The 19,996-nt window shown below is 71.6% G+C and carries 15 protein-coding genes; 7 read left to right on the top strand and 8 right to left on the bottom strand.

What is annotated here, in order from left to right; all coding sequences use genetic code 11:
• Positions 1 to 171: 171 nt before the first annotated feature.
• Together gltB and ACH4S8_RS18820 are read left to right on the top strand one after the other, a co-directional pair.
• On the top strand, positions 172 to 4,764 hold the full coding sequence (gene gltB, locus ACH4S8_RS18825; protein WP_398395282.1) for a glutamate synthase large subunit: 4,593 nt from the start codon (positions 172 to 174) through the stop codon (positions 4,762 to 4,764).
• Positions 4,757 to 6,217, top strand: a complete 1,461-nt coding sequence (locus ACH4S8_RS18820; RefSeq protein ID WP_398395280.1) for a glutamate synthase subunit beta — start codon at positions 4,757 to 4,759, stop codon at positions 6,215 to 6,217. Before gltB ends, ACH4S8_RS18820 begins: the two co-directional genes overlap by 8 nt.
• A gap of 241 nt (positions 6,218 to 6,458) precedes the next feature.
• On the opposite strand, the gene ACH4S8_RS18815 is transcribed toward ACH4S8_RS18820, so the two are convergent.
• On the bottom strand, positions 6,459 to 7,355 hold the full coding sequence (locus tag ACH4S8_RS18815; protein ID WP_398395278.1) for a chitosanase: 897 nt from the start codon (positions 7,353 to 7,355) through the stop codon (positions 6,459 to 6,461).
• Positions 7,356 to 7,544: 189 nt separating this feature from the next.
• Positions 7,545 to 8,465, bottom strand: coding sequence for a rhomboid family intramembrane serine protease (locus ACH4S8_RS18810; protein ID WP_398395276.1), 921 nt, complete (start codon positions 8,463 to 8,465; stop codon positions 7,545 to 7,547).
• A 208-nt stretch (positions 8,466 to 8,673) separates the two neighbouring features.
• Between ACH4S8_RS18810 and ACH4S8_RS18805 the strand changes: the two genes are divergently transcribed.
• Both ACH4S8_RS18805 and ACH4S8_RS18800 read left to right on the top strand, forming a co-directional pair.
• Positions 8,674 to 9,393 carry a vWA domain-containing protein gene (locus ACH4S8_RS18805; protein WP_398395274.1) on the top strand — a complete coding sequence of 240 codons (720 nt, stop codon included), beginning with the start codon at positions 8,674 to 8,676 and terminating at the stop codon, positions 9,391 to 9,393.
• 127 nt (positions 9,394 to 9,520) lie between these two features.
• Entirely contained in the window at positions 9,521 to 11,254 is a 1,734-nt protein-coding gene (locus ACH4S8_RS18800; RefSeq protein WP_398395272.1) for a cytochrome bc complex cytochrome b subunit, read from the top strand.
• Here ACH4S8_RS18800 and ACH4S8_RS18795 read toward each other — a convergent pair.
• A complete protein-coding gene (locus ACH4S8_RS18795; protein ID WP_398395270.1) occupies positions 11,223 to 12,341 on the bottom strand; it encodes an acyl-CoA dehydrogenase family protein in 1,119 nt (372 codons plus the stop codon). The two genes, ACH4S8_RS18800 and ACH4S8_RS18795, sit on opposite strands and share 32 nt — an antisense overlap.
• Positions 12,341 to 13,486: an acyl-CoA dehydrogenase family protein gene (locus tag ACH4S8_RS18790; protein WP_398395269.1), complete on the bottom strand. Its 1,146-nt coding sequence runs from the start codon at positions 13,484 to 13,486 to the stop codon at positions 12,341 to 12,343. Before ACH4S8_RS18790 ends, ACH4S8_RS18795 begins: the two co-directional genes overlap by 1 nt.
• Before the next feature lie 57 nt (positions 13,487 to 13,543).
• On the opposite strand from ACH4S8_RS18790, the gene ACH4S8_RS18785 reads away from it, so the two are divergent.
• From ACH4S8_RS18785 to ACH4S8_RS18775, 3 genes are read left to right on the top strand one after another with little or no spacing between them, the layout of a single operon-like run.
• Positions 13,544 to 14,335, top strand: coding sequence for an SDR family oxidoreductase (locus ACH4S8_RS18785; protein ID WP_398395267.1), 792 nt, complete (start codon positions 13,544 to 13,546; stop codon positions 14,333 to 14,335).
• Between the two features lie 15 nt (positions 14,336 to 14,350).
• Positions 14,351 to 14,968, top strand: a complete 618-nt coding sequence (locus ACH4S8_RS18780) for a TetR/AcrR family transcriptional regulator (protein ID WP_398395265.1) — start codon at positions 14,351 to 14,353, stop codon at positions 14,966 to 14,968.
• A 28-nt stretch (positions 14,969 to 14,996) separates the two neighbouring features.
• Entirely contained in the window at positions 14,997 to 16,154 is a 1,158-nt protein-coding gene (locus ACH4S8_RS18775; RefSeq protein ID WP_398395263.1) for an acetyl-CoA C-acetyltransferase, read from the top strand.
• Positions 16,155 to 16,327: 173 nt separating this feature from the next.
• Here the strand turns inward: ACH4S8_RS18775 and ACH4S8_RS18770 are convergent, their stop codons facing one another.
• Genes ACH4S8_RS18770 through ACH4S8_RS18755 form a run of 4 tightly spaced genes read right to left on the bottom strand, consistent with a single transcriptional unit; the run spans position 16,328 to position 19,819 of the window.
• Positions 16,328 to 17,422, bottom strand: coding sequence for an NAD(P)H-dependent flavin oxidoreductase (locus tag ACH4S8_RS18770; RefSeq protein WP_398395261.1), 1,095 nt, complete (start codon positions 17,420 to 17,422; stop codon positions 16,328 to 16,330).
• The gene (locus ACH4S8_RS18765) at positions 17,422 to 18,228 is read right to left on the bottom strand and encodes a CoA-transferase subunit beta (protein ID WP_398395259.1); all 807 of its coding nucleotides are present in this window, start codon (positions 18,226 to 18,228) and stop codon (positions 17,422 to 17,424) included. Before ACH4S8_RS18765 ends, ACH4S8_RS18770 begins: the two co-directional genes overlap by 1 nt.
• Positions 18,204 to 19,070, bottom strand: a complete 867-nt coding sequence (locus ACH4S8_RS18760) for a CoA transferase subunit A (RefSeq protein WP_398395257.1) — start codon at positions 19,068 to 19,070, stop codon at positions 18,204 to 18,206. The genes ACH4S8_RS18765 and ACH4S8_RS18760 overlap by 25 nt, the downstream gene beginning before the upstream one ends.
• Positions 19,067 to 19,819, bottom strand: a complete 753-nt coding sequence (locus tag ACH4S8_RS18755; protein ID WP_398395255.1) for an enoyl-CoA hydratase family protein — start codon at positions 19,817 to 19,819, stop codon at positions 19,067 to 19,069. Before ACH4S8_RS18755 ends, ACH4S8_RS18760 begins: the two co-directional genes overlap by 4 nt.
• Between the last annotated feature and the right edge of the window lie 177 nt (positions 19,820 to 19,996).

Raw genomic sequence — 19,996 nt, 5'->3', positions numbered from 1 at the left:
GTGGTGTCCGCATGTTGGAACGAAGTATCCGGTTCCCGAGAACCGTTCCATCATGTAACCTGCACGAAATTTTGCACCCAGCATGAGGGCCAACGTCGTCCCTCGGCAGATGTCTCCCCAGCGCCTTCAGAGCCTGGGAGACCCCCCGCCCCGACGACGACGGGAGAGCCGATGCGTACGCCGCGCCAGCCGTCCCAGCACTCCGCGAACGACCGGAAGTGGTCCTTCATGGATGCTCGCCCTGCTGCGCAGGGTATGTACGACCCCCGCAACGAGCGCGACGCCTGTGGCGTCGGCTTCGTGGCCACCCTCACCGGCGAGGCGAGCCATGCGCTGGTCGAGCAGGCGCTCACCGTTCTGCGCAACCTGGAACACCGCGGTGCCACCGGCTCCGAGCCCGACTCGGGTGACGGCGCCGGCATCCTCTCCCAGGTCCCGGACGCCTTCCTGCGCGAAGTGGCCGGATTCGAACTCCCCGCAGCCGGCTCGTACGCGGTGGGCATCGCCTTCCTCCCGAACGACGGCACGGCCGACGCCGTCTCACAGATCGAGACGATCGCCGCCGAAGAGGGCCTCACCGTCCTCGGCTGGCGTGAGGTCCCGGTCGCCCCCGAGCTCCTCGGCGCCACCGCCCGCTCGACGATGCCGGCCTTCCGCCAGATCTTCGTCGCCGACGGCGAGAACGAGGGCATCGCCCTGGACCGCAGCGCCTTCGTGCTGCGCAAGCGCGCCGAGCGCGAGGCCGGGGTCTACTTCCCCTCGCTGTCCGCGCGGACCATCGTCTACAAGGGCATGCTGACCACCGGCCAGCTGGAGCCCTTCTTCCCGGACCTGTCCGACCGCCGCTTCGCCTCCGCGATCGCGCTCGTGCACTCCCGGTTCTCCACGAACACCTTCCCGAGCTGGCCGCTCGCCCACCCGTACCGCTTCGTCGCGCACAACGGCGAGATCAACACGGTCAAGGGCAACCGCAACTGGATGGTCGCCCGCGAGTCCCAGCTCGCCTCCGAGCTGTTCGGCGACAAGGGCCTGGAGCGGATCTTCCCCGTCTGCACCCCGGACGCCTCCGACTCGGCCTCCTTCGACGAGGTGCTCGAACTCCTGCACCTCGGCGGCCGTTCGCTCCCGCACTCCGTGCTCATGATGATCCCGGAGGCGTGGGAGAACCACGACTCCATGGACCCGGCCCGGCGCGCCTTCTACCAGTTCCACTCCACAATGATGGAGCCCTGGGACGGCCCGGCCTGCGTCACCTTCACCGACGGCACCCAGGTCGGCGCGGTCCTCGACCGCAACGGCCTGCGCCCCGGCCGTTACTGGGTCACCGACGAGGGCCTCGTCGTCCTCGGCTCCGAGGTCGGCGTCCTCGACATCGACCCCGCCAAGGTCGTCCGCAAGGGCCGCCTCCAGCCCGGCAAGATGTTCCTCGTCGACACCGTCGAGCACCGCATCATCGAGGACGACGAGATCAAGGCCGCCCTCGCCGCCGAGAAGCCGTACGCGGACTGGCTGGAAGCCGGCGAGATCGAGCTCTCCGACCTGCCCGAGCGTGAGCACATCGTGCACACCCACGCCTCGGTCACCCGCCGCCAGCAGACCTTCGGCTACACGGAGGAGGAGCTGCGGATCATCCTCGCGCCGATGGCCAAGGCCGCCGCCGAGCCGATCGGCTCCATGGGCACCGACTCGCCGATCGCCGCGCTCTCGCAGCGCCCGCGTCTGCTCTTCGACTACTTCACCCAGCTGTTCGCCCAGGTCACCAACCCGCCGCTGGACGCGATCCGCGAGGAGCTGGTCACCTCCCTGCGCTCCTCCCTCGGCCCGGCGAGCAACCTGCTGGAGCCGACGGCCGCCTCCTGTCGCAGCGTCACCCTGCCCTTCCCGGTGATCGACAACGACGAGCTGGCCAAGCTCATCCACATCAACGCCGACGGCGACATGCCCGGCATGAAGGCCGCGACGCTGTCCGGCCTGTACCGGGTCTCCGGCGGCGGCGACACCCTCGCCGCCCGCATCGAGGAGATCTGCGCCGAGGCCGACGCCGCCATCGAGAACGGCGCCCGTCTGATCGTCCTGTCGGACCGTCACTCCGACGCCGAGCACGCGCCGATCCCCTCGCTGCTGCTCACCGCGGCCGTGCACCACCACCTCATCCGCACCAAGCAGCGCACCCAGGTGGGCCTGCTGGTCGAGGCCGGAGACGTCCGCGAGGTCCACCACGTCGCCCTGCTCATCGGCTACGGCGCCGCGGCCGTCAACCCGTACCTCGCGATGGAGTCCGTCGAGGACCTCGTCCGCGCCGGCACCTTCCTGCAGGGCATCGAGCCCGAGCAGGCCATCCGCAACCTGATCTACGCGCTCGGCAAGGGCGTCCTGAAGGTCATGTCCAAGATGGGCATCTCGACCGTCGCCTCCTACCGCGGCGCCCAGGTCTTCGAGGCCGTCGGCCTGGAGCAGGCCTTCGTCGAGAAGTACTTCAACGGCACGGCCTCCAAGATCGGCGGCGCCGGCCTCGACGTCGTCGCCAAGGAGGTCGCCGCCCGGCACGCCAAGGCCTACCCGGCCTCCGGCATCGCGCCCGCGCACCGCGCCCTGGACATAGGGGGCGAGTACCAGTGGCGCCGCGAGGGCGAGCCGCACCTGTTCGACCCCGAGACGGTCTTCCGCCTCCAGCACTCGACGCGCTCCGGCAGCTACGAGATCTTCAAGAAGTACACCGACCGCGTCAACGAACAGTCCGAGCGCCTCATGACGCTGCGCGGCCTGTTCGGCTTCACCTCGGACCGCCCGTCGATCTCCCTCGACGAGGTCGAGCCCGTCTCCGAGATCGTCAAGCGCTTCTCCACCGGCGCCATGTCGTACGGCTCCATCTCCAAGGAGGCGCACGAGACCCTCGCCATCGCCATGAACCAGCTGGGCGGCAAGTCCAACACCGGTGAGGGCGGCGAGGACCCGGAGCGCCTGTACGACCCGGCGCGCCGCTCCAGCATCAAGCAGGTCGCCTCCGGCCGCTTCGGTGTCACCTCCGAGTACCTGGTCAACGCCGACGACATCCAGATCAAGATGGCCCAGGGCGCCAAGCCCGGCGAGGGCGGCCAGCTGCCCGGCCACAAGGTCTACCCGTGGGTGGCCAAGACCCGGCACTCGACCCCGGGCGTCGGTCTGATCTCCCCGCCGCCGCACCACGACATCTACTCCATCGAGGACCTGGCTCAGCTGATCCACGACCTCAAGAACGCCAACCCGGCCGCACGCATCCACGTGAAGCTGGTCTCCGAGGTCGGCGTCGGCACGGTCGCGGCCGGTGTGTCGAAGGCGCACGCGGACGTGGTCCTCATCTCGGGTCACGACGGCGGCACGGGTGCCTCCCCGCTGACCTCGCTCAAGCACGCGGGCGGCCCCTGGGAGCTCGGCCTCGCCGAGACCCAGCAGACCCTGCTCCTCAACGGCCTGCGCGACCGCATCGTCGTGCAGACCGACGGCCAGCTCAAGACCGGCCGCGACGTCGTCATCGCCGCGCTGCTCGGCGCCGAGGAGTTCGGTTTCGCGACCGCGCCGCTCGTCGTCTCCGGCTGCGTCATGATGCGCGTCTGCCACCTCGACACCTGCCCGGTCGGCATCGCCACCCAGAACCCGGTGCTGCGCGAGAGGTTCGCCGGCAAGGCCGAGTACATCGTCAACTTCTTCAAGTTCATCGCCGAAGAAGTCCGCGAGATCCTCGCCGAGCTCGGCTTCCGTTCGATCGAGGAGGCCGTCGGCCACGCCGAGAACCTCGACGTCGAGCGCGCCGTCACCCACTGGAAGGCGCAGGGCCTGGACCTGTCCCCGCTCTTCTACGTGCCCGAACTGCCCGAGGGTGCGGCCCTGCACCAGGTCATCGAGCAGGACCACGGCCTGGAGAAGGCGCTCGACAACGAGCTCATCAAGCTCGCCGCCGACGCGCTGGCCGCGGACTCCCAGGCCGACGCCCAGCCGGTCCGCGCCCGGGTCGCGATCCGCAACATCAACCGCACGGTCGGCACCATGCTCGGCCACGAGGTGACGAAGAAGTTCGGCGGCGCGGGCCTGCCCGACGACACCATCGACATCACCTTCACCGGCTCGGCGGGCCAGTCCTTCGGCGCCTTCCTGCCGCGCGGCGTCACGCTGCGCCTGGAGGGCGACGCCAACGACTACGTCGGCAAGGGCCTCTCCGGCGGCCGGGTCGTCGTCCGCCCCGACCGGGGTGCCGACCACCTCGCCGAGTACTCGACCATCGCGGGCAACACCATCGCCTACGGCGCGACCGGCGGCGAGCTGTTCCTGCGCGGCCGCACCGGCGAGCGCTTCTGCGTCCGCAACTCCGGCGCGCTGGTGGTCTCCGAGGGCGTGGGCGACCACGGCTGCGAGTACATGACCGGCGGTCACGCGGTCGTCCTCGGCGAGACGGGCCGCAACTTCGCGGCCGGCATGTCCGGCGGTGTCGCCTACGTCATCGACCTCGACCGCGACAACGTGAACGTCGCCAGCGTCGGTGCCGTCGAGGACCTCGACGACGCCGACAAGAAGTGGCTGCACGACGTCGTGCGCCGGCACGCCGAGGAGACCGGCTCGACGGTCGCCGAGAAGCTGCTCGCCGAGTGGCCCGCCGCCGTCGACCGCTTCAGCAAGATCATTCCCAGCACGTACAAGGCAGTGCTCGCCGCCAAGGACGCCGCCGAGCGAGCCGGACTCGACGAGTCCGCGATCACCGAGAAGATGATGGAGGCGGCGACCAATGGCTGATCCCAAGGGCTTTTTGAACCACGGCCGTGAGGTCGCCAGGTCCCGGCCGGTCCAGGAGCGGCTCAAGGACTGGAACGAGGTCTACGTTCCGGGCTCGCTGCTCCCGATCATCTCCCAGCAGGCCTCGCGCTGCATGGACTGCGGCATCCCGTTCTGCCACAACGGCTGTCCGCTGGGCAACCTGATCCCCGAGTGGAACGACTACGCGTACCGCGAGGACTGGCAGGCCGCCTCCGAGCGGCTGCACGCCACGAACAACTTCCCGGAGTTCACGGGCCGCCTGTGCCCCGCTCCGTGCGAGTCGGCGTGCGTGCTGGGCATCAACCAGCCCGCCGTGACCATCAAGAACGTCGAGGTCTCGATCATCGACAAGGCGTGGGACAGCGGCTCCGTCGCGGCCCAGGCCCCCGAGCGCCTCTCCGGCAAGACCGTCGCGGTCATCGGTTCCGGTCCCGCCGGTCTCGCCGCCGCCCAGCAGCTCACGCGGGCCGGGCACACGGTCGCGGTGTACGAGCGCGCCGACCGCATCGGCGGTCTGCTGCGCTACGGCATCCCCGAGTTCAAGATGGAGAAGCGGCACATCAACCGCCGCATCGAGCAGATGCGCGCGGAGGGAACCCGCTTCCGCACGGGCATCGAGATCGGCCGCGACCTCAAGGCGACGGACCTGCGCAAGCGGTACGACGCCGTCGTCATCGCCGCCGGCGCCACGACCGCCCGTGACCTGCCCGTCCCCGGGCGGGAGCTGAACGGCATCCACCAGGCCATGGAGTACCTGCCGCTGGCCAACAAGGTGCAGGAGGGCGACTTCGTGGCGCCCCCGATCACCGCCGAGGGCAAGCACGTCGTGGTCATCGGCGGCGGCGACACGGGCGCGGACTGCGTGGGCACCGCCCACCGCCAGGGCGCGGCCTCGGTCACGCAGCTGGAGATCATGCCGCGGCCGGGCGAGGAGCGGAACCCGGGCCAGCCCTGGCCGACGTTCCCGATGCTCTACAAGGTCACCTCCGCGCACGAGGAGGGCGGCGAGCGCGTCTACGCCGTCTCGACGACCCACTTCGAGGGCGACGAGGACGGCAACGTCCAGTGGCTGCACCTGGTCGAGGTAGAGTTCACCGGCGGCAAGCTGAACCAGAAGCCGGGCACGGAGCGCAAGATCCCCGCCCAGCTGGTGACGCTGGCGATGGGCTTCACCGGCACGGACGTCGAGAACGGTGTGGTCTCCCAGTTCGGTCTGGAGCTCGACGAGCGCGGCAACATCGCCCGCGACGCCGACTTCGCGACCAACGTCCCCGGGGTGTTCGTCGCCGGTGACGCCGGCCGCGGCCAGTCCCTCATCGTCTGGGCCATCGCGGAGGGCCGCTCGGCCGCCCGCGGTGTCGACCGCTTCCTCACCGGAGCGAGCGACCTGCCGGCCCCGATCCGCCCGACGGACCGTTCGCTGACGGTCTGACCCATGGATGCGTGACCTGACACGGTCACTCGAAACGTCCCGCACAAAGGCGTGCGGAACACGAGACGGCGCCTGCCTCACTGTCCCCGACCGGACGCCCTGGCAGGCGCCGCCGCATGTCCGCACCCGGTCCGGGGCCGAGGCCGGCTCATGGGTCCGCACCCGTCCGGGCCGGCGGCCCGCCTCCATGTCCGCACCCGTGCCGGGCCGCCCGGCACGGCTCGTGGGACAGGCCCGGCCCCTACGGCACGCGGTACGTCTCGCCGTACACCTTCCACTCCAGCGGTGTGTCCAGAGCGAGGTTCCCCTCGTCGAGGAACCGGCGCTGAGCCGTGTCGACACGGGTGGTGTCGCGGTCGGGGTCCGCGGACTTCATGGCCGCGCGGCGGACGTCCAGGAAGACGCCGAGGTACGCCTTCTCGTCGCCGCCCCCGGACGGCGGCTTCGCCTCGCGCAGGGCGCGCTCGCGCAGTCCGTAGAAACCGTCGTCGCCCGTGCCGGGACCGTGCATCACCATGGCGTCGTAATAGATGAACTGGCCGAGCGTGCCGAGCCCGTCGAGCTTGGCGAGCCGGACCGCGGGGTCGAAGTAGACCCGGTCGCGCTCGGAGTCCTGGGCCTCGCGGAACGCGGCGAGGGTGGCCTCGTGGCGCCAGGCCGTGACGAAGCCCGGGTCCAGACCCTCGTGGGAGTCCGTGCCGTCGACCTCGCGCAGGGCCGGGAGATAGCGGGCGAGCCCGTTGTCCGGGTGCGCCTTCGTGTAGCGCTCGACGAGGGTGAGCAGGTCGTGGGTGCCGGTGCAGAAGCCGATGACGCCCGCGGTGTAGCCCTGGCCGTCACCGATGTCCTCGATGTAGCCGTACGCCGAGCGCCAGTTCAGCGTGGCGTTCTCGGCACTCGCCACGATCTTCTGGGCGAGTTCCTTCTTGTCCGGGGCGGCGAGACCCGCCGGCCGGCCGGCGACGGCCGCGTCATGGACCGCCCGCTTTCCCCCGGCCCTGTCCGTCGCACGGGACCGCGACACGGGCGACGGGTTGCCCTTGGCGTCGGCCGCGGTGTGCTCGGGCGTGGTGCAGGAGACCGCCGCCGTGATCAGCACGGGGACGAGGGCGAACAACAGGAAACCCGCACGTTTCATGACGCACAGGGTACGCAGCGCCGGCGTACGGGCGGGGACGCCGGGCGGGCCGGGCGCGTATCGCCCGGTCCGCCTTTCGTGTCCCCGGACGCGCGTCGCCCGGCGCGTCCTCTCGCGCCCCGGACCGCGCGTCGCCCGGTCGGTCCTCCCGCGCCCCGGACACGCCGGATGCGCGCCCCTGGCGGTCCGTCACACCGCGCCGGTCCTCAGCGCCGACACCTTCAGCACCACGAGGACCACCAGCAGCAGGAGAAGCCCCCCGCAGACGGCCGCCTGGACCAGTGCCCGACGGGGGCCGCGGGGCGCGTACGCGTAGGCCGCCGTCACGAGCCCGCCCGCCAGCAGTCCGCCCAGGTGCCCCTGCCAGGACGTGATCCCCGCCGAGATCAGGAGCCAGATCAGCAGGCCCGCCATGAACCGGTTGACGCTGCTCATGTCCGTGCCGAGCCTGCGGGCCATCACGTAGTAGGCGGCGCCGATGCCGAAGATCGCGCCCGAGGCGCCGACCGTCTGGTCGCCCGGCGCGATCAGCAGCACGAGGACCGAGCCGCCGAGCGCCGACAGCAGGTACAGCGCGAGATAGCGGACCCGGCCGAGCTGAACCTCGACGATCCGGCCGATGTTCCACAGTACGAACATGTTCATCACGATGTGCGCGATCCCGAACGTGCCCTCGGCGGGCGACGAGTGCAGGAACGCGCCCGTCAGCAGCCGGTACCACTCCCCGGCGACCACGCCCTCCGGGCGGTAGAACGAGGAGTGCGCGGTGTCCCAGAGGTAGTGGTTCCCGTCCGAGTCCGTCAGGCCCGCGCCGAGCATCGCGAACCGGCCCTCGACCGAGGAACGCAGCAGTTCGGCCAGATAGGCCAGCACGTTCAGGCCGATGAGGGCGTACGTCACCGCGGGTACCGCCGAGATCCGGCCGCCGAAGGCCGTGCGCGCCTGCCGGATCGACTTCGCGCCCTCCTTCACGCACTCCACGCACTGATGGCCGACGGCCGCCTCGCGCATACAGCCCGGACATATGTAGCGGTCGCATCGGGTGCAGCGCACATGCGACTCCACCTTGGGGTGGCGGTAGCAGGTGGTGACGGCGGACTCGGGCTCCACGGCCGGCTCCTAGGAACGCGCGGGGAATGGGGAAAGGACGAGCCGGTGGGGACGGCGATGATCAAACTATCCAACGCCTCTGACAACGGGGAACGGCAGGGCCGTGATCCGTGGCTGCCGCAGGTGAACGCCGGTGCCCGCCCCACGGGCCGGACGGCCGGGTGACGTAATCTCGTCGTTCCGCGGTCCGCGCACGACGGGAGTCCACATGGCCGGAATCAGCCTCACCAAGATCGAGGAGGCCGCGCCGGCGCTGGTGGGCCCCTACAAGAGCGCCGGGGTCAGCCTCGTCAAGCACGGACTGAGCGGCCAACGGGCCGCCGTGTACCTGGTCGTGGACTACTCCGGGTCGATGAAGCCGTACTACGACGACGGCAGTGTGCAGGCACTGGCCGACCGGGTGCTCGGCCTGTCCGCCCACCTCGACGACGACGGCACCGTCCCGGTCGTCTTCTTCTCCACGGACGTCGACGCCGTCACCGACATCGCGCTCGACAACCACCGGGGGCGGATCGGATCGATCGTGGCCGGGCTCGGGCACATGGGCAGGACCAGCTACCACCTCGCCATGGACGCCGTCATCGACCACTACCTCGACAGCGGCTCGGACGCCCCGGCCCTCGTCGTCTTCCAGACCGACGGAGGGCCGATCAACAAGCTCGCCGCCGAACGGTACCTGTGCAAGGCCGCCCGGCTGCCGATGTTCTGGCAGTTCGTGGGGTTCGGCGACCGGGGCAGCAAGCAGTTCGACTTCCTGCGCAAACTCGACGAACTGGCCGTGCCGCACAAGCGCGTCGTCGACAACGCGGGCTTCTTCCATGCCGGTTCGGATCCGCGCGAGGTGAGCGACGGGGAGCTCTACGACCGGCTGGTCGCGGAGTTCCCGCACTGGCTGGCGGCGGCACGGGCCCAGGGGATAGTGACCTGACCCGACCGGCGTTCGCTGCGGTCCGGCGGACACCGGGCGGCCCCCGTCACCCCGACACCCCACCTCTGACGCCCCGTTGGCTTGGACCGGCCGGCGTGCCACCCTGGTGGGCCGAGGGGAGCGGCGAATGGGCGCACGAGAGATCGACTCCGGCAGGGCCGCACGGACTTCGGTGAACGGGGCACCCCCGAGCGGGACTTCGGGTACTTCGGGGACCCCCGGGCCCGAGGGGACCGTACGGGCCCGGCGCGCGCCGGAGACCGGCAAGGGGGAGCGGCTCGCCGACTGGGCCGACGGACGCCTCGGCGTCTACTCGCTGGCCAAGGCCAACATGCGCAAGGTCTTCCCGGACCACTGGTCGTTCATGCTGGGCGAGGTCTGCCTCTACAGCTTCCTCGTCCTGATCCTCACCGGCGTCTACCTCACCCTCTTCTTCGAGCCGAGCGGCGTCGAGGTCGTCTACCACGGCTCCTACGGACCGCTGAACGGCGTCCTCATGACCCGGGCGTACGAGTCCACGCTCGACATCAGCTTCGACGTGCGCGGCGGGCTGCTGATCCGCCAGATCCACCACTGGGCGGCGGTCGTCTTCCTCGCCGGGATGCTCGTCCACATGATGCGGGTGTTCTTCACCGGCGCGTTCCGCAAGCCGCGCGAGGTCAACTGGCTGTTCGGCTGGACCCTGTTGATGCTCGGCCTCATCACCGGACTGACCGGCTACTCGCTCCCCGACGACCTGCTCTCCGGCACCGGCGTCCGCTTCGCCGACGGCGCCATCCTGTCGATCCCCGTCGTGGGGACGTACCTCTCCTTCTTCCTCTTCGGCGGGGAGTTCCCGGGGCACGACATCATCTCGAGGTTCTTCCCCATCCACGTCCTGCTGCTGCCGGGCATCATGCTGGGCCTGGTGGTCGCCCACCTGATCCTGGTCTTCCACCACAAGCACACGCAGTACCCGGGACCCGGGAAGGACCGGAGAACGGTCGTCGGCATGCCCTTCCTGCCCGTCTACATGGCCAAGGCCGGCGGCTTCTTCTTCCTGGTCTTCGGCGTCCTGGCGATCATGGGAGCGATCGCCACGATCAACCCCGTGTGGGCGTTCGGCCCCTACCGCCCCGACCTGGTCACCACCGGCGCACAGCCCGACTGGTACCTCGGCTTCTCCGAAGGACTCATCCGCGTGATGCCGGGATGGGAGATCAACGCCTTCGGCCACACCCTCCAACTGGGCGTCTTCATCCCCTTCATGCTCTTTCCGATCATCATGACCGCCATCGCCGTCTACCCGTTCATCGAGGCCTGGGTCACCGGCGACAAGCGCGAGCACCACATCCTGGACCGGCCGCGCAACGTGCCCACCCGCACCGCGCTCGGCGTCGCCTGGCTGACCCTCTACGCCGTCCTGCTGGTCGGCGGCGGCAACGACCTGTGGGCCACCCACTTCCATCTGTCGATCAACGCGATCACCTGGTTCGTCCGCGTCGCCGTCTTCGCCGGACCCGCACTCGCCTACGTCCTCACGAAACGGATCTGCCTCGGGCTCCAGCGCGCCGACCGCGACAAGGTGCTGCACGGACGCGAGACGGGCACGATCAAGATGCTGCCGCACGGCGAGTACGTCGAGGTCCATCAACCGCTCACCCCGGCCCAGCGGTTCACCCTCACCCAGCACGAACAGGCGCCGCCCTACGAACTGGGCCCGCTCGTCGACGCCAACGGCGTGGCCCGCCGCGCCGGCCCAGCCCGGCGGCTGCGCGCCCGGTTGGCGCGCGCCCTGTACGGGCCCGGCACACAGATCCCCAAACCGACGGCCGAGGAGTACCGGGCGCTCACGAGCGGGGACGACGACCACCACCACTGAGCCCGGCCAGCGCCTCGGTCCTGCACTCGGCCGGGGTGCCCCAGGCCGTCCGCAGGGCACGGGCCTTGGTGAACCACAGGGACAGGTCGTACTCGGCGGTGTAGCCGATCGCGCCGTGCAACTGCAGCGCGGCCCTGGCGGCGCCGTACGCGGCCTCGCACGCCGTCACCTTCGCGGCGGCCACGTCCGCCGGTGCCGTCGACAGCGCGGCCCCGAACAGCAGCGGCCGCGCGAACTCCAGGGCGATCATCGCGTCCGCGAGCCGGTGCTTGACCGCCTGGAACGAGGCGACGGGGACACCGAACTGGGTCCGCTGCCCCACGTACGCGACGGTCCGGCCGAGCAGCGCGAGACCCACCCCGAGCGCCTGGGCGGCGGTGGCCAGCCGGGCCCAGGCCAGCGCCGCCGACGCGGCACGGGCGACCCGCGGGCCCGCGGCCAGGAGCTCGCCGCCGCCCTCCGGCCGGGCGAGCCGGCGGGCCCGGTCCACGGACGCCCGCACCGGCCCGTGACCGGACGCGAGCCGCAGCCCGTCACCGTCCACCACGAGCGACACCGCCGCCGCGTCCGCGTCCAGCGCGCAACCGCCGGACAGGGCTGCCGGGTCCAGGTCCGGCGTGTGGCCTTCGGACGGTGCCGCGGCTGCGTCGGGCGTGTGCCTGCCGGACGGCGCCGAAGCACCCGCCGCGGGCGCGTGACCGTCGGGCAGAAGCAGCGTGGCGACGCTCTTGCCCGAGGCCAGCCCCGGCAGCAGCCGTTCGGCCGGACCCGGCTCACCCAGCGCGCTCAGCTCGCCCAGCAGGACGGCCGCGGCGACGGTCTCCACCACCGGGCCCGGCACCGCGTGCCGCCCCAGCTCCACGAACGCCACCGCCAGGTCCACCGGCAGCGGGCCCACCCCCTCGTACGCCTCCGGGACCGCCAGCGCGAACACGCCCGCCTCGGCGAGCCGTGACCACAGGACCCGCCCCGGAGCGTGATCGCCGTCCGCCCACGCCCGCACCGCCGACGGCGTGTCCGCGGACGCCAGCATCGCGTCCAGGGAGGCGGCGAAGGCACGCTGTTCGGCGTCGAGGAGGAAGCGCATCAGCGGCGGCCCTTCGGAAGGCCGAGCAGCCGCTCGGCGATGATGTCGCGCTGGATCTCGTTGGTGCCCGCGTAGATCGGACCCGCGAGCGCGAAGACATACCCCTCGGACCACGCGGTGTCCGCCCGCTCGCCCCCGGAGCCCGGCAGATCGAGCGCCGTCTCGTGCAGCGCGATGTCCAGCTCCGACCAGAACACCTTGTTCAGGCTGGACTCCGGCCCGATGCTCTCCCCCTCGAGCAGCCGGGAGGCATGGGCGTACGCGAACAACTGGTAGGCGCGCGCCCCGATCACCGCGTCGGCCACCCGCTCGCGCAGGGCCGAGTCGGACGGGTCGCCGTGGGCGTGCCACAGCGCCGCCAACCGGTCCGCGGCCGCCAGGAAACGGCCCGGCGAACGCAGCGTCAGACCCCGTTCGTCGCCCGCCGTCGACATCGCCACCCGCCAGCCCCGCCCCGGCTCGCCGATCACGTCCTCGTCGGGCACGAACACGTCGTCCAGGAACAGCTCCGCGAACGCCGGCCTGCCGTCCAGCCGCCCGATCGGGCGGACCGTCACCCCCGGCGCGCGCAGGTCGAACATCAGATACGTCAGGCCCTCATGGGGCCTCGCCAGGCCGGGCTCGCTGCGGAACAGGCCGAAGGCGCGGTCGGCGAACGCCGCCCGCGACGACCACGTCTTGTGCCCCCGCAGCAGCCAGCCGCCGTCCACCCGCACCGCCCGCGACCGCAGCGAGGCCAGGTCCGAACCCGCCTCCGGCTCGGACCAGGCCTGCGCCCACACCACCTCGCCCGTGGCCATCGGGGGCAGCACCCGCGCGCGCTGCTCCGCCGTGCCGTGCCCGAACAGCGTCGGCGCGAGGAGACTGACGCCGTTCTGCCCGACCCGGCCCGGCGCGCCCGCCGCGTGGTACTCCTCCTCGAACACCAGCCAGCGCACGAGGTCCGCGTCCCGGCCGCCGTACTCCGCCGGCCACGACACCACCGACCAGCGGTCCGCCGCCAGTTCGGCCTCCCACGCGCGATGCGCCGCGAAGCCCTCCGCGGTCTCCAGAGAGGGCAGCGGGAGGGCCGGGACACGGGCGTCCAGCCAGGCACGGGCCTCGGCACGGAACGCCTGGTCGGCGGGGGAGAGGTCGAGATCCATCGGCGGCACCTTCCGGCAACCTTCCCTAACAAGTGTTTGGTAGGTTAGCTTGGAGACATGAGCGACGTCGAGAGCCCGGCGTACGTACCCGGCCACGGACTGCTGAAGGGCCGCAGCGCCGTCATCACCGCCGCGGCCGGCGCCGGCATCGGCGGAGCCACCGCACGCCGGTTCCTCGAAGAGGGCGCCCGCGTCGTCGTCAGCGACGCGCACACCCGCCGCCTCAAGGAGACCGCCGAGACCCTGGCCGCCGAATTCGGCCCCGACCAGGTCGCCGCACAGCCCTGCGACGTCACCGCCGAGGACCAGGTCCAGGCCCTCTTCGACACCGCCATCGACCTCCACGGCCGACTCGACATCGTCGTCAACAACGCGGGACTCGGCGGCACCTCGCCCCTCGTCGACATGACCGACGACCAGTGGTCCACCGTCCTCGACGTCACCCTGAACGGAACCTTCCGCTGCACCCGCGCCGCCCTGCGGCGGCTCAGGGAACAGGGCGACGGCGGAGTCGTCGTCAACAACGCCTCCGTCGTCGGCTGGCGCGCCCAGTCCGGACAGGCCCACTACGCCGCCGCGAAAGCGGGCGTCATGGCCCTCACCCGCTGCGCCGCCGTCGAGGCCGCCGCCTACGGAGTCCGGGTCAACGCCGTCTCGCCCAGCCTCGCCATGCACCCCCACCTGGCGAAGGTCACCACCCCCGGGCTCCTGGAGGAACTGACCGCCCGCGAGGCCTTCGGCCGGTACGCCGAACCCTGGGAGGTGGCCAACGTCATCGTGTTCCTCGCCTCCGGCTACTCCTCGTACCTCACGGGCGAGGTCGTCTCCGTGAGCAGCCAGCACCCTTAGGACGACAATGACCGGGTGCCTACCAAGAAGAAGCCCCAGGTGACCGCCACCCCGGAGCGCCGCCGCGAACTGCTCGGCACCGCCGCCGAGGTGTTCGCCGAACAGGGCTACAACGCCACCACCGTCCGCAGGATCGCGGACGAGGCCGGGATGCTCGCCGGCAGCCTCTACTACCACTTCGACTCCAAGGAATCGATGCTGGAGGAGATCCTGCGCACCTTCCTCGACGAACTCTGGAACGGCTACGACACCGTCCTCGACGCCGGACTCGGCCCCCGGGAAACCCTCGAAGCCCTGGTCACCGAATCCTTCCGGGAGATCGACCGGCACCGCGCGGCCGTCGCGATCTACCAGAAGGAATCCCGGCACCTCGCCGCGCAGGAGCGCTTCGCCTTCCTCACCGAATCCCAGCGCAACTTCGAGAAGGCCTGGCTCGGCACCCTGGAGCGCGGCGTCGACGCCGAGGTCTTCCGGGCCGACCTCGACATCCGCCTCACCTACCGCTTCGTCCGCGACACCGTCTGGGTCGCCGCCTCCTGGTACCGGCCCGGCGGTCTGCACAGCCCCGAGGAGATCGCCCGCCAGTACCTGTCGATGGTGCTCGACGGCATCTCCGTCCGCGAGGAGACATAAGCGAACCACCCACACCGAGGGAGTCGTCATGGCCGAGGCCTACATCGTCGAAGCGGTCCGCACGCCCGTCGGGCGACGCGGGGGAGGACTCGGCGCGGTCCACCCGGCCGACCTTGGCGCGCACGTGCTGAGGGCCCTCGTCGAACGCTCCGGCGTCGACCCGGCGGCCGTCGAGGACGTCGTCCTCGGCTGTCTGGACACCGTCGGGCCGCAGGCCGGGGACATCGCCCGCACCAGCTGGCTGGCGGCCGGGCTGCCCGAAGAGGTCCCCGGCGTCACCGTCGACCGGCAGTGCGGCTCCTCCCAGCAGGCCGTCCACTTCGCCGCCCAGGGCGTCCTGTCCGGCACCCAGGACCTCGTCGTCGCCGGCGGCGTGCAGAACATGAGCCAGATCCCCATCGCCTTCGCCTCCCGCCGGGCCGCCGAACCCCTCGGCCTCACCGAGGGCCCCTTCGCGGGCAGCGAGGGCTGGCGCGCCCGCTACGGCGACCGCCCCGTCAACCAGTTCCACGGCGCCGAACTCATCGCCGCCAAGTGGGGCATCAGCCGCCGCGACCAGGAGGAGTACGCCCTCCGCTCGCACCAGCGGGCGATCCGCGCCGCCGACGAGGGCCGCTTCGCCCGCGAGACCGTCCCCCACGGCGACGTCACCGCCGACGAAGGACCGCGCCGCGACACCACCCTGGAGAAGATGGCCGCCCTGAACCCGGTCGTCGAGGGCGGCACCATCACCGCCGCCTGCTCCTCCCAGGTCTCCGACGGAGCCGCCGCGATGCTGCTCGCCTCCGAACGGGCCGTCCGTGAACACGGCCTGACCCCCCGGGCCCGCGTCCACCACCTCTCCGTACGCGGCGAGGACCCCATCCGGATGCTCTCGGCCCCCATCCCCGCCACCGCGTACGCCCTGAAGAAGACCGGCATGTCCATCGGCGACATCGACCTCGTCGAGATCAACGAGGCGTTCGCCCCGGTCGTCCTCGCCTGGCTCAAGGAGACCGGCGCCGACCCCGAGAAGGTCAACGTCAACGGCGGCGCCATCGCTCTGGGCCACCCGCTCGGCGCCACCGGCGTCCGCCTCATGACCACCCTGCTGCACGAACTGGAACGCACCGGAGGCCGCTTCGGGCTCCAGACGATGTGCGAGGGCGGCGGTCAGGCCAACGTGACGATCATCGAACGGATCTGAGAGACCACGACCCGCGCGGCCAGGGGACAGATCCCGCGAGCCGCACGGCCGGAGGGACGGGCCCGTGCGCCGCGCCGCCGGAGGAGCGGCCCCGTGCGCCGCGCTGCCGGAGGGACAGACCCTCGTGAGCCGCGCCGCCGGAGGGGACGGGCTCCCCTGAGCCGCGCGGGCGTTCAGTCTCCCGGGCCGTGACAGGCCTCGGCCCACGGAGGGTCCGTTCCGGCCGGCGAGGGAAGCGCGTCCAGGGTCGCCCGGGCCTGCGCCATCACCCGCTCGACCAGTTCCGCGCACGACGGAAGATCCTCGATCACCCCCGCCACCTGCCCCGACGCCATCACCCCCAGATCCGTCCGGCCGTCCACCATCGACGCCTTCAGCAGCATCGGGGTGTTGGCGGCGAGCAGGACCTGGCTCCAGGTCAGGTCCCTGCCGTGTCTCATGGCGAGGCCGTCGCGGATCATCCGCGGCCAGGACAGGCCCGAGATCCGCCGGAACCCGGCGGCCCGCCGCACCGCCCGGACGAGCGTCCCGGTACGCCCCGCCTTCTCCAGCGCGTCGACGAGTTCGCTGCGCAGCATGCGGTGCGGCAGCCCGTCGACGGCCGTCGTCACGGTGACGTCCTTCACCGTCGCCGCCAGATACCTCGCCTTCACCGCGTCCGGGACCGTCGAGTCGGAGGTCAGCAGGAAACGCGTGCCCATCGCGATGCCCGCCGCCCCGTACGCCAGCGCCGCCACCAGCCCCCGCCCGTCGTGGAAGCCGCCCGCCGCCACCACCGGTATGTCCACGGCGTCCACCACCTGGGGCAGCAGCACACTCGTCGCCACCTCCCCGGTGTGACCACCGCCCTCCCCGCCCTGCACGATCACCGCGTCGGCGCCCCACGCGGCCACCTTCTCGGCATGCCGCCGGGCGCCCACGGACGGCACGACGATCACTCCGGCCTCCTTCAGCCCGGCGATCAGCTCGCGGGACGGCGCCAGCGCGAACGACGCCACCCGCACGCCCTCGTCGACGATGATCCGCACCCGGTCGCCCGCGTCCCCTGCGTCGGCCCGCAGATTCACCCCGAAAGGCCGGTCCGTACGGGACTTGACCTCCCGGACGGCGTCACGAAGCTGGTCGAGCGTCATCGTCGCCGAGGCCAGGATGCCCAGCGCCCCCGCGTTCGCCGTCGCCGAGACCAGCCGGGGCCCCGCCACCCAGCCCATACCGGTCTGCACGACAGGATGCCGGACCCCGACGAGCCGGGTCAGCGCGGTCTCCATCAGCGCCCGCCCCCGATCGGACCGCCCCGCGGATCGGGCACCTCGCGCTCGCGCAGACCGTCCGGGTCGATCACCGTGCGGATCAGCTCCAGTTCCTCCGCGCCCGGTTCACGGGTGAACGGCACCTCGTCCGGGACCGTCAGCGCGAAACCCGTCGCCTCCCCGACCTGCTCGACGGTGACGCCCGGGTGGACGGACACCAGCCGCATCGCGTGGTCGGGCGTCGCGAAGTCGAGGACGGCCAGGTCGGTGACGACCCGCGGGAGACGATGGAAGCGGGTGGCGCTCGGGCCCGCGGCGGCGGCCCGGTCGTACCCCACCCCGCACACCATGTCGACCCGCTCCACGAACACCCGTGGAGAGTGCCGCGGGATCCAGTAACTGGTCGGATTGTTCAGCGTGTTGACCGGGGCCCCGCGCACGCCCAGCAGCTGGCGCCGCGGCCGGGACCAGTCGCCGACGCACGCTATGTTCTGGTTGCCGAACCGGTCGATCTGGCTCGCCCCCATCATCACGTGCCGCCGCCCGCCGGTCACCGCCGTCAGATGTCTGCGGTAGGGCAGCCAGCCCTCCGGGGTACCGTCCGGGCCGACGAGCAGCGCCTCGCCGTCGGTCAGCAGCAGATCCGGCGAGAACGTGTGCCGGGCCAGCCGGGCGCCGAAGGACGGGATCAGGCCCATCGGACTGGCGAGCACCTCGCCGTTGTCCCGCCAGGCCTCGGCACACGCGATCACGCAGTATTCGGCCCGGGTGACACGCACCGGCCCCGCCCCTTTCCCGTTCACCGCTCCCGTTCCTTTCGCCATGCCTGCACCGCACTCTGGTAGGCGTGTTCGCCGCCGCCGAGGAACCGCTCGGCGAACTCGGCGTACGGCGTGGCCGCGTACAGCTTCTGGAAGTCCTCGTCCCGCCCGTAGTCCGGGACGCACGAGGTGAAGTGCGCGCCGTTCGGCGTCTCCACCACCCCGGTCACGGACGACCGCTGGAGCAGCAGGGTCTGCGGCGCCGCCTCCTTGGTCAGCTCCGCCGTGTCGACGATCCGCTCGCAGGAGACGTACGCCGCGTCCGCCGCCTCGCAGAACAGATCGTCGAAGTACGGGTCGGGGCCCAGATACTGGCCGTTGCCCGCCCGGTCGGCCCGGTTCATGTGCACCAGCGCCGCGTCCAGGCGCAGCGCGGGCATGGCCACGAGCTCCTCCCGTATCCCCGACACCGGGTCCGGATACGGCGACGTGACCGTCCGCAGATCCGGGTTGACCCGCATCACGTCCGAGCCGAGCCCCGCACGCACCGGCAGGAACGGCAGCCGGTTCGCCGCCGCGTGCAGCCCCCACATGAACATCGCCTCGTCCACCTCCCTCAGCCGGAACGCGCCGCGCTCACGGGCCGCGCGGTAGTGCGGTTCGAGCGGGACCGAGTCGAGCGTCGCGAACGCGGTGACCAGGGTGCGGATCCGGCCGGCGGCGGCGAGCAGGCCGACGTCCGGGCCGCCGTACGACACGATCGTCAGATCGGTGATCTCGCTGCGGAGCAGTGCTCTCACCAGGGCCATCGGCTTGCGGCGCGAGCCCCAGCCGCCGATGCCGAGCGTCATCCCGCTCTCCAGCCGGCCGACGACGTCCTGCGCCGACATGGTCTTGTCGCTCACCGGGGAGCCTCCTTGCCGAAGGTGTCGCGGACACGGGACGCCACCCCGGCGAGGGCGGCCTCGAACGTGAAGCCCTGTTCGTAGCGGTAGCTGCGGCGCACGTCGACCGGATCGATGCCGTTGATGGCGGCCTTGGCGAGCCGGACGAGCCGTCCGTCCTTGGCCGCTATCTCGCGCGCCAGCTCCAGCGCCGCCGGCCGCAGTTCCCCGCGCGGCACGACCCGCCACACCGAGCCGTGGGCGTGCAGCTCGGCCGCCGTCGCCGTGCGCGAGGTGTAGTACAGGACGCGCATCAGATGCGGGGGGACGAGACGGGCCAGATGCGTGGCCGCTCCGAGCGCGCCGCGGTCCAGCTCGGGCAGGCCGAAGACGGCGTCCTCGCTCGCCACGATCGCGTCCGCGTTCCCCACGAGACCGATGCCGCCGCCCAGACAGAAGCCGTGCACCGCCGCCACGACCGGCACCTCGCACTCGTACACCGCGGCGAACGCCTCGGCGCAGCCGCGGTTCGCCCCGATCAGCGCGCCATGACCGGTGGCGTCGCGCTGCAGCTCCTTGATGTCGACGCCCGCGTTGAATCCGCGTCCCTCCGCTCTCAGGACGACACAGCGGATCCCGGGGTCCTCGCCCGCCGCGCGCACGGCGTCGGCGAGATCGAACCAGCCCCGCACCGGCAGCGCGTTCACCGGCGGGAAGTCGACCGTGACGACGGAAATCCCCTTTTCCGGGGACGAGGTGGAGACACCCATGGGCACATCAGCTACCTTTCCACCAAACGTTTGTTAGGTGTGATGCGAAGCTAGCAGCGATCGCGGCCGCGCGGGAGGCCCTGTGGACAACCCGGACACCATGAACCGGCCCGACCCCTCCGACCGGCCCGACCCTTCCGATCGGCTTGGCCCCACCGGTCGGCCAGGGCGCTTCGA

The organism is Streptomyces sp. NPDC021080 (assembly GCF_044333225.1).
Taxonomy (GTDB): Bacteria; Actinomycetota; Actinomycetes; order Streptomycetales; family Streptomycetaceae; genus Streptomyces.
Note: the sequence above shows the minus strand (reverse complement) of the source record. Positions and strands in the feature narration are given on the sequence as shown.